Source organism: Helicobacter winghamensis ATCC BAA-430, from assembly GCF_028751035.1.
Taxonomy (GTDB): Bacteria; Campylobacterota; Campylobacteria; order Campylobacterales; family Helicobacteraceae; genus Helicobacter_D; species Helicobacter_D winghamensis.
This window is the reverse complement of the sequence record NZ_CP063533.1, coordinates 715,599-729,623: the sequence shown is the minus strand read 5'-3', so window position 1 is coordinate 729,623 and position 14,025 is coordinate 715,599. Positions and strand designations below refer to the sequence as shown.

Genomic DNA, 14,025 nt, shown 5'->3' with positions numbered 1-14,025 from the left:
TATCAAGATCTATTTCCAAAACTCTGTATTTGTAATCCCTATGTTTTCGGCTTTAAATACAGGATTTTTACCTTCTTTTCTTTGAGCTTCATAGTCTTTTAACACTTTGATTGCAATATTACTTAAAAACAAAATCACAACGATATTAATACTTGCCATAAGCCCCATAAACACATCAGCCAAATCCCACGCAAGCGATAAATTAAGCTGAGCGCCAATAAACACCATTATCACCGCGCAAGCCCTAAAAATTTGCAAGGCAAGCTTATTTTCTGTGATAAACTTAAAGTTCGCTTCTGCATAAAAGTAATTCCCAATTAAAGAAGTAAAGGCAAACAGCACAATTGCTATACTTACAAACATTAGCCCAAAAGTCCCTAAATGCCCTTGCATAACACCTTGAATCAATGCCATTCCTTGTAAATTGCTTGTATCAATATTAGAACAAAGCACCATAAAAGCACTTGCTGAACAAATAATTAGCGTATCAATAAATACTGAGAGCGTTTGCACCATTCCTTGTTTTGCAGGGTGGCTTGTGTGCGCCGCCGCTGCAGCATTTGGAGCAGAACCCATACCTGCTTCATTAGAGAATAATCCACGCTTAATCCCTATAACAATCGCGCTTCCGGCAAATCCACCAAAAATCGCTTCAAAATTAAACGCTTCTTGCAAAACGCTTCCAAAAATTAATGGAATCTTATCTACATTCATTCCTACTACAATTAATGCCACCACAAGATAGCCAAACGCCATAATCGGCACTAAAATTGATGAAATAATTGCAGATTTTTTCGCCCCACCAAAAAAGAAAAACGACACCAAAACCGCCAAAACAAGCCCTACAAAAATTGTCAAATAACCATCATTATAAGCTTCAGTGCCTACAAAAATCTCAAAAGATGAAGTGAGTGTATAAGATTGCAATCCATTAAAGCCACAAGCAAAGCAGAAGATTAAAGAAGTTGCAAACAAAACACCAAGAGAGCGTGATTTTAACGCCGCCTCTATGTAATATGCAGGACCGCCTTTATAGTGATGTTCTCCATCTCTGCGCTTATATACTTGCGCTAAAGTAGATTCTACAAACGCGCTGGCTCCACCGACAATAGCAGTAATCCACATCCAAAATAACGCACCAACACCACCACCAGCAATCGCCACAGAAACACCAACGATATTTCCGATTCCAACTCTTGAAGCCGTAGAAATCATTAACGCACCAAAGGGCGTAATATGTTCCTTGTTTCCACGCTCTTTTAACACCAAAAATGCGTCTTTTAAAAATCTAACTTGAATAAAACGCGTCCTAATTGTCAAATACAACCCACATAAAATCAGAGCAAAAACAAGCCAATAAGTATATAAAAACCCACTTGTCGCGCCTACTAAATTATAAAACATCTCCATTTTTATCCTTAAACATTAAAAATTAAAGATATAATTCTAGCAAAGCATTGTGGATTTATTGCAGAATTTAGAATAAAATTTTATAAAATGCTCCTAACTAGAGAGAAAGATCCCCCTACTCCATCTCCTTATGCCCTAAATCTGTAATATACTCTGCTAGTTGTTTGATTTCTTCTTTAGTGTATTGGTATTCATCCATTACTGCAAACATAATAAAGTTATTTCCCGGTGTTCCTCCTTTATCACTTGCATAATCAATAAGTCTTTGATACACATAATCTTTTAGCATTGCACCAATAAGTTGTGTTTCTCTACCTCCAGGTGGAGCTTTTAATCCATTTGCTCCATGACAGATAGAACAATTTTGTTTATATTCTTTACTAGGATTAAAATTGTCTTTTGCTTGTGCAAGATTTAAACTTCCTAATAAACATAATCCTAAAAAAGAAGTTAGTGTTGTTTTAAAGACTTCATAGGAAGTCTTTTTGTTTTGTTTGTTGATTTGTTTAACTTGTTTTATTTGTTGTTTGCTTTGTTTATTTTGTTGTAAAGCCTGCTGTATTTGATAGCTTAGACTTTTGTTTTGTTTTATTTGTTTCTCTTGTTGTAAAGTTAGTATTATTCTTTGCATTTTCTCTCCTTACCACCAATATCCAATTCTAGCAAAGGCAGTATGTCCTTGAATATCTTTTGCAAAGTTTCCTTGATAGTTTAGACTTAACTCTACATTATCTCCTAGAAGTTTAACAAGACCAAATTGCACATAATAAGAAGTATCTGGAAGTTTAATATCTCTTGTAGCAAACAAAGGATTTGCTAATGTCTCTCCTGCAATTTTCATTTGACTTTTTGCATCATCATAGAGTCTAAACTTAGCTCCTAGTGCTGCATTAAAGCGTGTAGTTTGATTATAAGCGTGATGGAATCTTAATCCTGCAACCCCTTCTAAGAGATTAATTGTTGTTTTATCATAATATTCTGTAAGCTTTGTATGTTTAATCTCATAAGAATCTACTGCCATTCCTGTATAGATTAAACCTAACTCTGGTGTCCAATAACTATTAGTTAAGACATTATAAATATTAACTCCAGCTCTTAGTTCTGCTCCATAATTTAATGAATCAAAGTCAAAATCATCTTTATAAGAATCACTATCTATCATAGAGACATCACTCTTTGTAGTTCCTAGCATTGTATTAAGACTAACATAGAGTTCTTTATTAGAAAATCTATGGAAGGCATTGTAATAAGTTAATCCTGCTAAATAACTTGTGCTATCTGTATCTGTGCTTGTTGTGTTGTTTTCTCTCTTAGAGTTTTCTAAATTAATATAAAAGCCATAAACTCCATAATTAGAATTTAATTGTCCTCCAGCTAGCAATCCATAACTATTTGTTTTTGTGGTGCCTAATCCTAAAGATTTATCTTTAATGTAATTATAATAAGGCACTGCATAAGTATAAAGATCACTTTCTTTTTTATTTTGCTTAATAAAAATATCATCTAAGGCTCTTAAGAGATCTAAATCTGTATAGCCTTTATTGATTTCATCATAGAGTAAAGCATCAGATGCACCAGCTTGTGCATAAGTAGCATAAGTAGTAATTTGTTCATCTGTGGCATAAGCTTCTAAGTTAGTGTTATTTGAAACATTGCTTAAAGTGTTATTCCCTGAAGTGTTGCTTGCAGGATTTGTCAAAGCATTTATATTACTTACATTACTAGCAATATTTGTATTACCTGGGTTACTAGTATTATCCAATAGATTTATATTATCATTTAAAGAATTCTTTGCATTATAACTCAAGAGATTATTATTGGTATGATTTTTTAAATTATTACTAGAAAGATTCTTGTTTGTAGGATTGTTATCTAAAGAATTATTCTTTGAAGCATTTTTAGAATGATTATAAAGAGCATAAGCTACTTGTTCTTTTAGAGTATTATAGCTTGAGAGATTAGTATGCTCTGTTCTAAAAGTTTTAGTAGAGATTTCTTTAAGGGTGTTAAAGGTTTGTGTCATATTAGTATTTAGTGCATTAATTTGATTAGAACCAATAGTGGAGCCGGGAGTATCATCATTAACTTTTAATTCACCAATTAAACCATCTGCTTGAACAACAGGTGCAATAGTATCTCCACCACCAACACTAAGTTTAATGACTTTTCCTTCATGGAGTAAGGTTGCAAAGTTACTTTCTCCATTAGCTCCTGCTCCCCCTTCAATAAAATGTCCTGCTACATTATGTCTGCCGTCTTTATCATAGATACCTGTGCCTTTATTAACATCACCACAATTTCCATTGTTACAGATTCTTTTTTCTTCTTCAGGGGTTAAAACAAGATATTGGACATAAGAGCCTTTAGCGAAGATTTTATCATCGCCAAAGAGGGTGATGGTTATAGGTGTAGTTTTAGTATCTGTTTTTATGGACTGAGCACCTGACATCTCTGTTATTGTTTCTTCTTCCTTTGGACGCACAAAATTTGGATAATTAGGATGATCCGGAAACTCATTAAACTCTCCAAACTTTACATTTTTAAGATTCTCTTCTCTCTTATCCTGCCCATCAGTATCAATAATGATTCTACCACTTTCTGTAAAATTCCAAGAATGAAGCCCTATTTTTCCACCATTTGTGTTTTTAAAATGGTAATCACCAGTTTTAGAAAATATAAAGCCATCTTGCATTTCCATTGTGTATCCATTAACTATACAAGTATGATTATTGTTTTCACCACACTTATATGTTCCACCAACGAATCTATTTCTATAGCTTGCCAAATTAACAATACCGCCATTGTTATCAATAGAACCATTAATCTTGAAAGCCTTATCATTCTCAGCTCTAATATTTAACATTCCAAGCTTATTTACGGTTATTTTGCTAGAAATAGTATTTGTTCCAATTTCTGGAGGGTTATTATGATGGTTTTGTCCAGCAATAGATGGGCTATTTGTAATAACGAATTTGGTAAATCCGTTTTCCCCTATATTAATATTTCCAGTGATTTTAGAACCTCCCCTAAGTGCTATAAAGGCTTGTCCCGCTTTTGCATTGATATTTCCGCTCATCAATGCCTTATCTCCATATAAATTTATTCCAAGAGTATTTCCAAGACCTGTCACGCCTTTTTCCATATCAATATTACCTAAAATTTCACCATTTTTTGAAAGAATAAATGTTTGTGAAGGTGAAGGTGTTGGTGGCACACCAGGGATATTTCCTCCCCCGTTAAGAGTTATATCTTGATTGATTTTTTCTCCAGCATTTAATTCTGTTTTGTTTCCCTCGCCTTTAAAAGGATCTGTATTTTTGGTTTGTGTAGAATTTAGTGTTTTTGAAGTAGATGTAGGACTAGATTCTAAATTTTGGCTATCTAGAAAAGCCCCCCCCCCCCGCAGCTAATAATTGAGTTGATAATCCAACAATAAACAACCCAGCAAGTTTATTGTAAGAAAAATTTCTTTTTGAAGTGTATTGCATCTTCTTTCTCCTTTTTTAAAAATTTTGTAAATCTACAATTTATTTTTTAAAAAATAAATAAAATAATATTATTAAATTTTATATTTTATAAAGATAATATTCTAAGAAATAAAATCAGATTCCATTTAATAGGGATTTATTAGAATTTTTAAAGTAAAGTAAATTTGAAGTTAAAGTTACTTTTAGTAACAAATTTAATAAACATTTCTATTTTAATTAATGCAATCAATAAATCTCTAACAATTCAAAGTCTTTTAATACTGTTTTTTTAGGTGTATAAGGTGCTGCAAATTCATTGCCTACTTGATAAATGGGTAAAAACTTAAAATCATTTGAAGCTAAATCTTTCTCATAAGCATAGAAGTTTTCTTGCTTGTCTTGTTCCTTTGCTTTTTTGTATTCCTTATGCGCCTTTGGAAGCTCTAATGCTACTTGTTTTATATCCCGTCCTTTAAAATAGGATTCTAACTCTCTAATGCGCCACGCAACTTCTTGATAATATTTCTCAGCTTGCGTATTTGCGCTTTGGCTTTTTTTCCAGCTATAACCTTTGTTGTAAGACTTAATAATATTTTTCCAATTGCCTTTATGTTCTTTTTGCCAAAACTTTAGCTCCAAAATAGCGATTTTTGCAGCAAACTCATCATCTTCTACAAGCATTGCGCCTACCATATTTTGCGTAAAACCATTTTGTTTTAATTGTGGGTAGCGATTAATCACGCCCGGAATATAGGCGTGAAAATTACCAGCACTTGGATCTTGAAAATTCATTTTATACTCACCTGCGCAAGATTCTTTCCACGCAATGGCTGCAAGCGTCAGTCCAAACCCCTCACTCTCTCCTGCAAGATAAGAGCGTAAAAGCACTTCTTTTTGAGACTTTGAAAACTGCGCTAAAGGCACACAAGCATTTTTAAAATCCACTTTTGGAGCAGCAAACGCCACACTAGAGAGCATTAACACACTTAAAACAATCCTTTGCATAACAACTCCTTAATACAAGTGTTGTAGCAATTTCTGTTCCTAAAATAGAAACTAAATTTTAAGCGTAAAAGTTGCAATAGCCCCTTGTGTATCCTTGCGATTTTCTAGTTTGATTTCTCCACCTAGAGCCTGTGCTGCCCTTTTAGCCAAAAACAGCCCAAGCCCTATTCCCTCTTGCTCTCCATTCTTTTTAAAAGGCGCAAAAACATCAAAATTAGTGGCAATTCCACATCCTTCATCTAAAACTTCTATTTTTAAGATTCCATTTTCCACATAGCTTTTTAAAGAAACTGCCTTATCTTTTGGGGTAAATTTGAAAGCATTTTGCAGAAAGTTTTGAATAATCTGTCTTAAAAGTGATGGCTGAATTGCTAGCTCTAAGCCTTGTGCTTGAAGCTTGTAATCAAACTTTCTATCTTTATGCAACAAAGCAAAATCTCTTGTGATATTCTCTAGTTCGTTTTGGATAACAAGCTTTTTGGGGCTTTCTTTGTGGATTTGGCAGTTTTGCAAATCAAACAACGCCTTAATGCTAGCTTGCGCTACATTGACACTTTGTATATTTTCTTTTAGGGCATTGATATAAACTACATTTTCGCGCGGTTTTAACAAGGTAACTTCGCATTTGGCTTTAATCACTGCTAAGGGCGTTTTTAACTCGTGTACAATCCCACTATAAAGTTGTTTTTGGATTTCATAATACTCTTGTATGCGCTCTAACAATCCCTTCAAAGCTTGTTCTAGGGGATTTTTCTCCAAATATTTAAATGCGCTAGGCTCACTTAGTGTATTTAGAGTTGCAATAGTTGTCTTTAATCTTTGCTTTTCTTTCCACAATAGCGTTATAATTAGAATCCAAAATGCGCAATTTAACGCTACTAGCACAATACCAAAAGTTTCTAGATTCCTAACTTCTTGGCTAATATCTTGTTGAATTTGCGAAATTTTTTCATTAAAGGGATCTTGTTTGATAGTTTGTTGTAATTTGGATTCTATATTTTGATAAGTTACAATGTGTAAGCACGCATAAAAAAAAGTAGAAAATACCGCCACAAGGGCGATACAAATATATAAAAAGAGCTTTTGCAAGAGATTAAACGCTCTTTGGATAGCAGAATCTATAACCTCTGCGCCTTACTGTTTCAATCGTTGCGATATTTAAAGGCTTGTCCATTTTTTGGCGAATTTGATTGATTGCCACTTCAATAACATTTGGCGTTACAAGCTCTGGCTCTTCCCAAATTGCATCTAGTAATTGCTCTTTTGAAACAATTTGATCTCTATGGCGTGCAAGATGTGTTAATACTTCAAAAGGCTTACCTTTAAGCTCAATCTCTTGTCCTTTATAAGTAATCTTCTCTTCATCAGGATTAATTACTAAATCTTCAATTTCAATAAGATTTGTTCCGCCAAAACGCAAACGCGCCTCAATTCTAGCAACTAAAACGCTAAAATCAAAAGGTTTTGCTAAAAAGTCATCTGCACCCGCTCTTAATGCTTCCACTTCGCTTTGCGCATCATCTTTTGCAGAAATTACCACAACTGCTGTGCGTGGAGATTTATTCTTAACTTGATTAATAATCTCTAATCCACTACCATCAGGTAACATCCAATCTGCAAGCACCAAATCATAATTACGAATACTAATATAATACTCACCATCTTTTAAGTTTTCTGCAACATCTGTTTGATAACTAAACTCATTTAAGCCCTCTGTAATAGTCTTATTAAGACTAACTTCATCTTCAATAATCAAAATTCTCATACCTTTTATCCTTAGCGATAGATTTAAAAATTTCAGAATTGTATCATAATTTTAGCTATTTTTAAACAAAGTTTTATAAAAAATTAAAAAAATAATAAGCGTCCTTTAATATTTTACAAAGCAGTTTGATTTTGGATTCCATATTTTAGAATATGGAATCCTTGAGTTAAATGCGCCTTTGTTTTAGAACATCAGCGATTAAAAAGGAAAGTTCAATGGCTTGGCTTGCATTTAAGCGCGGATCACATTGTGTATTATAGTTGCAACCCAAATTTTCTTCCGTGATTGCTTGCATTCCTCCCACACACTCTGTCACATCTTCTCCTGTCATCTCCAAATGCACGCCACCTGCATAAGTGCCGACACTTTTGTGGATTTCAAAAAATGCTTTCACTTCACTTAAAATACTATCAAAAGAACGGGTTTTATAACCGCTACTTGCTTTTATTGTATTGCCGTGCATTGGATCAATGCTCCATACAATCTCTTTACCCTCGCTCTTAATGGATTCCAAAAGCTTTGGAAGTCTATCAAGGATTGTGCTTGCGCCCATTCTAACAATAAAATTTAATCGTCCTGCTTCATTGCTTGGATTTAAAATCTCACAAATCCCTAAAATATCATCTTTTGTAGCATTTGGTCCAATTTTTACCCCCAAAGGATTTCCAACGCCACGCAAAAACTCCAAATGCGCTCCGTCTAAATTGCGTGTGCGCTCTCCAATCCATAACATATGTGCTGAACAATCATACCAATCACCTGTCAAATGGTCCTTGCGCGTCAAGGCTTCTTCATAATTTAAAAGCAATGCTTCATGTGAAGTAAAAAACTCCGTTTCGTGTAAGGTTGGAGTATTTTTTGCTGTGATTCCGCACGCTTCCATAAACGCTAAGGCTTGCGTGATTTTATCTGCCATTTCGCAAAATCTCTCACTTTGAGCATTATTGACAAAATCAAGATTCCACTTTTGCACTTGATTTAAATCTGCTAAACCCCCTTGCGCAAAGGCACGGATTAAATTTAGCGTAGCAGCGGATTGATGATAAGCTTGCAAAATCCTATTTGGATTAGCTTCCCTAGCTTTGGCACTAAATTCTATGCCATTAATAATATCTCCACGATAACTAGGTAAAGTGATTCCATTAAGAGTTTCTGTATCACTGCTTCTAGGTTTTGCAAACTGCCCCGCTAGGCGTCCAACTTTTACAATCGGACAAGCTCCAGCATAGGTTAAAACCACTGCCATTTGTAAGATAATCTTAAACAAATCCCTAATTCTTACTGCATTAAAATCCGCAAAACTCTCCGCACAATCGCCACCTTGTAGCAAAAATGCTTCCCCGCGTGAAACCTTTGCCAAGTGTGCTTTTAGCGATCTTGCTTCCCCAGCAAACACTAATGGCGGATATTTACTAAGTTTATCTTGAATGCGATTTAACACTTCTAAATCATTGTAAATAGGCTGTTGTAAAGCGACTTTGCTACGCCAACTTTTAGGATTCCATTCTTGCATTATCTTTCCTAACTTAAAAATTAGCGCGCATTGTATCGCATAAAAAATAAAATCACTCTTTACCTCTTAAGCTTTATTTACCCAAATAAACTTGTCTTGGACGCGTAATTCTTGCGTGTGGATTTTTGATATGTTCCATTACTTGTGCGCACCAACCGGGCATTCTACCAATCACAAAAATTGGCGTAAATAGCGACACAGGAATCCTAAGTGCTGTTAAAATAATCCCACTATAAAAATCCACATTAGGATACAAATTTCTCTCTTTAAAATAATCATCACTCAATGCCACTTCTTCTAATTTTTCAGCAATCTCACTAAAACGCGCATTCATTCTAATACCTTTTTTATCAAGCTCATCTTTTAATGCTTTAATCGCCTTTGCGCGTGGATCATAGCTTTTATACACGCGATGTCCAAAGCCCATAAGTCTAAAAGGATCGTTTTTATCTTTTGCGCGTGCTACGAATTTCTCTACATTTTTCACATCGCCAATTTCTGCAAGTTGAACTAAAACCTTTTCATTTGCTCCCCCATGTGCTGGTCCCCAAAGCGCGTTAATGCCCGCAGAGATTGCTGCATAAGGATGCACACCTGTGGAAGCAACATTACGCACCGTTGTTGTAGAAGCATTTTGCCCGTGATCAGCGTGAAGTGTAAAGATTTTATCTAACGCCTCAACTTCTAATGGGGTAATCTCTTCTTCTCCCTTAAGTGTGTATTTTAGCTTGCCTCCGGGATATGCACGCAACATATACAAAAAGTTTTCCACATAATCCCTACTAATATCTGGATAGATAAAAGGTGCTCCAATAGAATTACGATAAGAAAATGCGACTAAAGTTGTGATTTTTGCGATGATTCTACGCGCCATTGTTTGATAATCATCTTCTTCTTCCATTTCATTGTGATCAAAATGGAATGTAGAGAGTGCCGCAACAGCGGAGCTTAGATTTGCCATAGGATGTCCGCCATCTGGGAATGCGCTAAAGATATTAATTAGCCCTTCGTGTAAAAACCCACGATGACGCAATTCCAAATCAAACTCTTTAGATTCCTTCTCATCTTTTGGCACTTCCCCTGTAATCAAAAGTTTTGCAACATCGGTGAAGCGATATTTTTCTACTACTTCTTCAATGGGCAAGCCCTTATAAAGCAAACGCCCATTTTTACCATCTACAAAACTAATTGTAGATTCACAACCCGCTGTTGAACCATATCCCGGGTCATAAGAAAAAATATTTGTGCGCTCAAACAACTTACTAAAATCAACCGCTTTAGGTCCCCTTGTGCAGTCAATTAAATCAAAGTCAAACTTTTCACCTGTTTCATTATTAATAAGTGTAATTGTTCCCATACTTGACTCCTTAAATAAGATTGAATCAAGTTCTATTCTAACGCACTTTTCTACAAATAAGTCAAAAAATATTTAAATTTTTAGAGAAAATTCACAAATTTTTACCAATTTTACACACTCTTTAATGATAGATAATATCAATATCTCCAGCGGGATTAAACTCAAAAATGCCTTCATCAATCTTGCTATTAATCACAATCTTAGTAAAAACAATCTCTACTTTATTGCCTAGAGCATCAACAAAACGCAATTCTTTTAAGATTCCATCTTTAAGCAATAGAATGTATTTTTGCCCTAAAATCACCGCTTCATAATGATTTTCTTTAATTTTTTTTGCTTTTTTAAGCAAACTTAGCAAATCCATATTTTCTTGTAATTGTGTGAAAATTGCCTGTTGAAGCTTTGGCTCAAAGATAATCATTGTGCCATTATCAATATAAATCTCTTTTGGAATAGGCGTTTCATACTTCCATAGCACGCTAGTTGGGGCTAATGCCTTTAGAGTGCCTGTATATTTTAGTGTGCTTCCTTTGTTATCAGCAGAATGTACCCTTTGTTCAAAGTTTGCACTAAAACTCTGAACTACTTGTAAATCCTTTGCTTGCGCCATTGCGCTTAAAATACAAAAAAGGATTCCAACTTTTAACCAATCTTTTAAGGTTTTCATCACACTTCCTTAATGTTTGGAATCTTTGTGTAAGAAATACAGCCCAACAGCAAGCGATAAAATAGAAATCGCAAAAAACAACATATCTTGCGTTGTTTTCATTCCCATATTTAACACCTTTGAGAAAAACGCAACAATTAACGCCATAACAATCACTTTTGCAAGCTTATCTTTAAGTTGATCTAGTGTATGAATCTCTAATACTTTAGATTGACTCTCATCTTTAACTTCAATTTTGTTAATAAATAATTCATACAAACCAAAGGCAAAGATTAAAAGCACCACAGCAATAAGATACAAATCAATCGCCATAATAATAGAGTTTAGCAAAATATTATGAATATCTGCTCCCTCCCATAATGCTCCAATATAATATAAATAAGTCTGTTTTGCCGCTTTTATAATATCCACACTTGCCACAACGAAAAGCAAGATTGAACCCACAAGCGATAAAATCACCGCCAAAATAATAAACAACCGCGCATTCCACATCAATTTTTCAAACAATACTCGCAAAGAAAAACCTTTTATTTAAAAATTCAAAGCGCAATTATAGCCAAACTCACGTTAAGCTTAAGCATAAATATTTAAGCTCCATATATTCTTCTAATCCATATTTTGAACCTTCTCTCCCTAAACCGCTGTGTTTAACGCCACCAAAGGGAGCAACTTCATTAGAAATTAACCCTGTGTTAATCCCTACCATTCCATATTCTAATGCTTCAGCAACACGCCATTGTCGCTTATAATCTTGTGTGAAAAAATACGCCGCCAAGCCAAATTCTGTATCATTTGCCATAGTAATAACTTCTTCTTCACTTTCAAATTTAAAAATCGGTGCTAGCGGTCCAAAAGTTTCTTCCTTTGCCACCAGCATATTAGATTCCACATTACAGATTAATGTAGGCTCAAAGTAAGTTCCACTAAGCGTATGTTCCTTGCCTCCTTTTAGAAGTTTCGCCCCTTTTTTGAGCGCATCGGCGATGTGTTCTTTGACTTTTTCTAAAGCGTTTTGACTAATTAAAGGTCCTTGATTAACACCTTCTTCCAATCCATTCCCCACTTTTAATTCTTGCATTGCTTTTTCTAACTCCACACATAGCTTAGGATAGATTCCACTTTGTGCATAAATGCGGTTTGCACACACACAAGTTTGACCGCTATTGCGAAATTTTGAAGCCATTATCCCTTGCACTGCTTCCTTTAAATTTGCATCATCAAAGACAATAAAAGGGGCATTCCCACCAAGCTCCATACTAAGCTTTTTAATACTCTTTGCACACTTTGCATACAACTTTGCTCCAACTTCTGTTGAGCCAGTGAAGCTTAATTTACGCACAATCTCATTCTCGCACAATTCATCACCAATCACATTAGAATCACCATTAACCACCACAAAAATGCCTTTTGGAATTTTGGCTTCTTTTGCAAGCAATTCAAGCGCATACGCACTAAGCGGTGTTAAAGAAGAGGATTTTACGATAATAGCACAGCCGCTTGCTAATGCTGGAGCAATCTTGCGTGTAATCATTGCCGATGGAAAATTCCAAGGCGTAATTGCCGCACACACACCAATGGGCTGTTTTATAGTCATTAGTTTTTGTCCTTGCATTTTGGATTCCATAATATCCCCACAAATATGGCGTGCCTCTTCTGCAAACCATTTAATAAACGAAGCTGCATAAACAATCTCACCCCTAGCTTCACTTAAAGGCTTGCCCTGCTCTTTTGTCATAATCTCTGCTAAAAAATCTTTATGTTCTAGCATTAGATTAAAAAAACGCATTAGCGCATCTGCTCTCTCTTCAGCTAAAATGTTTGCCCATTCTTTTTGCGCTTTACTTGCGTTATAAATAATTTTTTTTAATGCATTTTTATCTGTTTTTTTAATATAAGCTAAAATCTCTTGTGTAGCTGGATTTCTAACTTCTATCGTATTTTTTTCTTTTACCTTTAAAATATCTTTATGTGCAAATAAATCCATTACACCTCCTTTTTTAAGAAATTATGTAACTTTAAACTTAATCTTTTTTAAAATCACATAATTTTAGATTCCATTTAAAAATTTTGTATAAAATATACGCAAAATTTTTACAAGGAAATCTATGCACTACTTATTACTTGCAATAACATTTATTTTCTTCTATGGATGCGCTTCAACAGATTACACAAATCGCTCACAACTTATGCTCTTAAGCAATCAACAAGAAATCTCTCTAGGAGAACAAAGCGCTAAAGAGATTTTAAAAAGCGCTAAGATTAGCAACAATACCACACAAATTAAAATGGCACAACGCGTTGGAAGCAAAATCGCAAATGTTTCCAATCGCCCTGATTTTCAATGGGAATTTTATGTTTTAGAAGATAAACAGATTAATGCCTTTTGCTTGCCCGGAGGAAAAGTCTTTGTTTATACAGGTTTGCTTGAGCTTGTTAGCAATGATGATGAGCTTGCTGTTGTTCTCTCTCACGAGATTGCACACACCATTTTAAGACACGGGGCAGAGAGAATGAGTATGCAAAATATCCGCCAAATTGGCGGCAGTATCTTGGGGCTTGTTGTGCAATCACAAACTCCAGAATACGCTTCACTTTTTAATCAAGCATACAATATAGGTAGCAATGTTGGCGTAATGCTTCCTTTTAGTCGCTCTCACGAGCTAGAGGCAGATGAAGTTGGAATCACTTTAATGCAAAAAGCAGGTTATAACACACAAGCAGCAATCACTTTTTGGCAAAAAATGGCAGCAAAAAGCAAAGGTGGCTCAGACTTCTTATCTACACACCCAAGCGATACAAAACGCATTCAGGCAATCAAAGAAATTTTAAATGGCAAATAAA

At 34.9% G+C, this 14,025-nt stretch carries 12 protein-coding genes; 1 reads left to right on the top strand and 11 read right to left on the bottom strand.

The genetic code is table 11. The features are described 5' to 3' along the window. Window positions 1–9 precede the first annotated feature (9 nt). The 11 genes from IP358_RS03755 to IP358_RS03705 form a co-directional block, all read right to left on the bottom strand. On the bottom strand, window positions 10–1,410 hold the full coding sequence (locus tag IP358_RS03755; RefSeq protein ID WP_006803173.1) for an alanine/glycine:cation symporter family protein: 1,401 nt from the start codon (window positions 1,408–1,410) through the stop codon (window positions 10–12). Window positions 1,411–1,525: 115 nt separating this feature from the next. Next, the gene (locus IP358_RS03750) at window positions 1,526–2,041 is read right to left on the bottom strand and encodes a c-type cytochrome (protein ID WP_040498942.1); all 516 of its coding nucleotides are present in this window, start codon (window positions 2,039–2,041) and stop codon (window positions 1,526–1,528) included. A gap of 9 nt (window positions 2,042–2,050) precedes the next feature. Next, a complete protein-coding gene (locus tag IP358_RS03745) occupies window positions 2,051–4,624 on the bottom strand; it encodes an autotransporter outer membrane beta-barrel domain-containing protein (protein ID WP_370525630.1) in 2,574 nt (857 codons plus the stop codon). Between the two features lie 499 nt (window positions 4,625–5,123). Further along, complete coding sequence (locus IP358_RS03740) at window positions 5,124–5,882, bottom strand: hypothetical protein (protein ID WP_040498821.1); 759 nt, start codon at window positions 5,880–5,882, stop codon at window positions 5,124–5,126. Between the two features lie 51 nt (window positions 5,883–5,933). Next, entirely contained in the window at window positions 5,934–6,971 is a 1,038-nt protein-coding gene (locus tag IP358_RS03735) for a sensor histidine kinase (RefSeq protein ID WP_006803175.1), read from the bottom strand. 4 nt (window positions 6,972–6,975) lie between these two features. Further along, on the bottom strand, window positions 6,976–7,647 hold the full coding sequence (gene hsrA / locus IP358_RS03730) for a homeostatic response regulator transcription factor HsrA (protein WP_006803176.1): 672 nt from the start codon (window positions 7,645–7,647) through the stop codon (window positions 6,976–6,978). Between the two features lie 166 nt (window positions 7,648–7,813). Then, a complete protein-coding gene (locus IP358_RS03725; RefSeq protein ID WP_006803177.1) occupies window positions 7,814–9,160 on the bottom strand; it encodes a class II 3-deoxy-7-phosphoheptulonate synthase in 1,347 nt (448 codons plus the stop codon). 73 nt (window positions 9,161–9,233) lie between these two features. Beyond that, window positions 9,234–10,517 carry a citrate synthase gene (locus tag IP358_RS03720; RefSeq protein ID WP_006803178.1) on the bottom strand — a complete coding sequence of 428 codons (1,284 nt, stop codon included), beginning with the start codon at window positions 10,515–10,517 and terminating at the stop codon, window positions 9,234–9,236. Window positions 10,518–10,638: 121 nt separating this feature from the next. Then, window positions 10,639–11,184: a LolA-like outer membrane lipoprotein chaperone gene (gene lolA / locus IP358_RS03715; protein WP_006803179.1), complete on the bottom strand. Its 546-nt coding sequence runs from the start codon at window positions 11,182–11,184 to the stop codon at window positions 10,639–10,641. A 9-nt stretch (window positions 11,185–11,193) separates the two neighbouring features. Beyond that, the gene (locus tag IP358_RS03710) at window positions 11,194–11,676 is read right to left on the bottom strand and encodes a YqhA family protein (protein WP_040498863.1); all 483 of its coding nucleotides are present in this window, start codon (window positions 11,674–11,676) and stop codon (window positions 11,194–11,196) included. A gap of 70 nt (window positions 11,677–11,746) precedes the next feature. Continuing rightward, window positions 11,747–13,168 carry an NAD-dependent succinate-semialdehyde dehydrogenase gene (locus IP358_RS03705; protein ID WP_006803181.1) on the bottom strand — a complete coding sequence of 474 codons (1,422 nt, stop codon included), beginning with the start codon at window positions 13,166–13,168 and terminating at the stop codon, window positions 11,747–11,749. Between the two features lie 121 nt (window positions 13,169–13,289). Between IP358_RS03705 and IP358_RS03700 the strand changes: the two genes are divergently transcribed. Next, window positions 13,290–14,024 (top strand): M48 family metallopeptidase, encoded by a 735-nt coding sequence (locus IP358_RS03700; protein WP_006803182.1) that lies wholly within the window; start codon window positions 13,290–13,292, stop codon window positions 14,022–14,024. Window position 14,025 lies beyond the last annotated feature (1 nt).

Bases quoted from the DNA above. Each gene is read 5' to 3' on its own strand.
- IP358_RS03755 (WP_006803173.1), bottom strand. From the start codon at position 1,410: ATGGAGATGTTTTATAATTTAGTAGGCGCGACAAGTGGGTTTTTATAT.
- IP358_RS03750 (WP_040498942.1), bottom strand. From the start codon at position 2,041: ATGCAAAGAATAATACTAACTTTACAACAAGAGAAACAAATAAAACAA.
- IP358_RS03740 (WP_040498821.1), bottom strand. From the start codon at position 5,882: ATGCAAAGGATTGTTTTAAGTGTGTTAATGCTCTCTAGTGTGGCGTTT.
- hsrA (WP_006803176.1), bottom strand. From the start codon at position 7,647: ATGAGAATTTTGATTATTGAAGATGAAGTTAGTCTTAATAAGACTATT.
- IP358_RS03725 (WP_006803177.1), bottom strand. From the start codon at position 9,160: ATGCAAGAATGGAATCCTAAAAGTTGGCGTAGCAAAGTCGCTTTACAA.
- IP358_RS03720 (WP_006803178.1), bottom strand. From the start codon at position 10,517: ATGGGAACAATTACACTTATTAATAATGAAACAGGTGAAAAGTTTGAC.
- lolA (WP_006803179.1), bottom strand. From the start codon at position 11,184: ATGAAAACCTTAAAAGATTGGTTAAAAGTTGGAATCCTTTTTTGTATT.
- IP358_RS03710 (WP_040498863.1), bottom strand. From the start codon at position 11,676: ATGTGGAATGCGCGGTTGTTTATTATTTTGGCGGTGATTTTATCGCTT.
- IP358_RS03705 (WP_006803181.1), bottom strand. From the start codon at position 13,168: ATGGATTTATTTGCACATAAAGATATTTTAAAGGTAAAAGAAAAAAAT.
- IP358_RS03700 (WP_006803182.1), top strand. From the start codon at position 13,290: ATGCACTACTTATTACTTGCAATAACATTTATTTTCTTCTATGGATGC.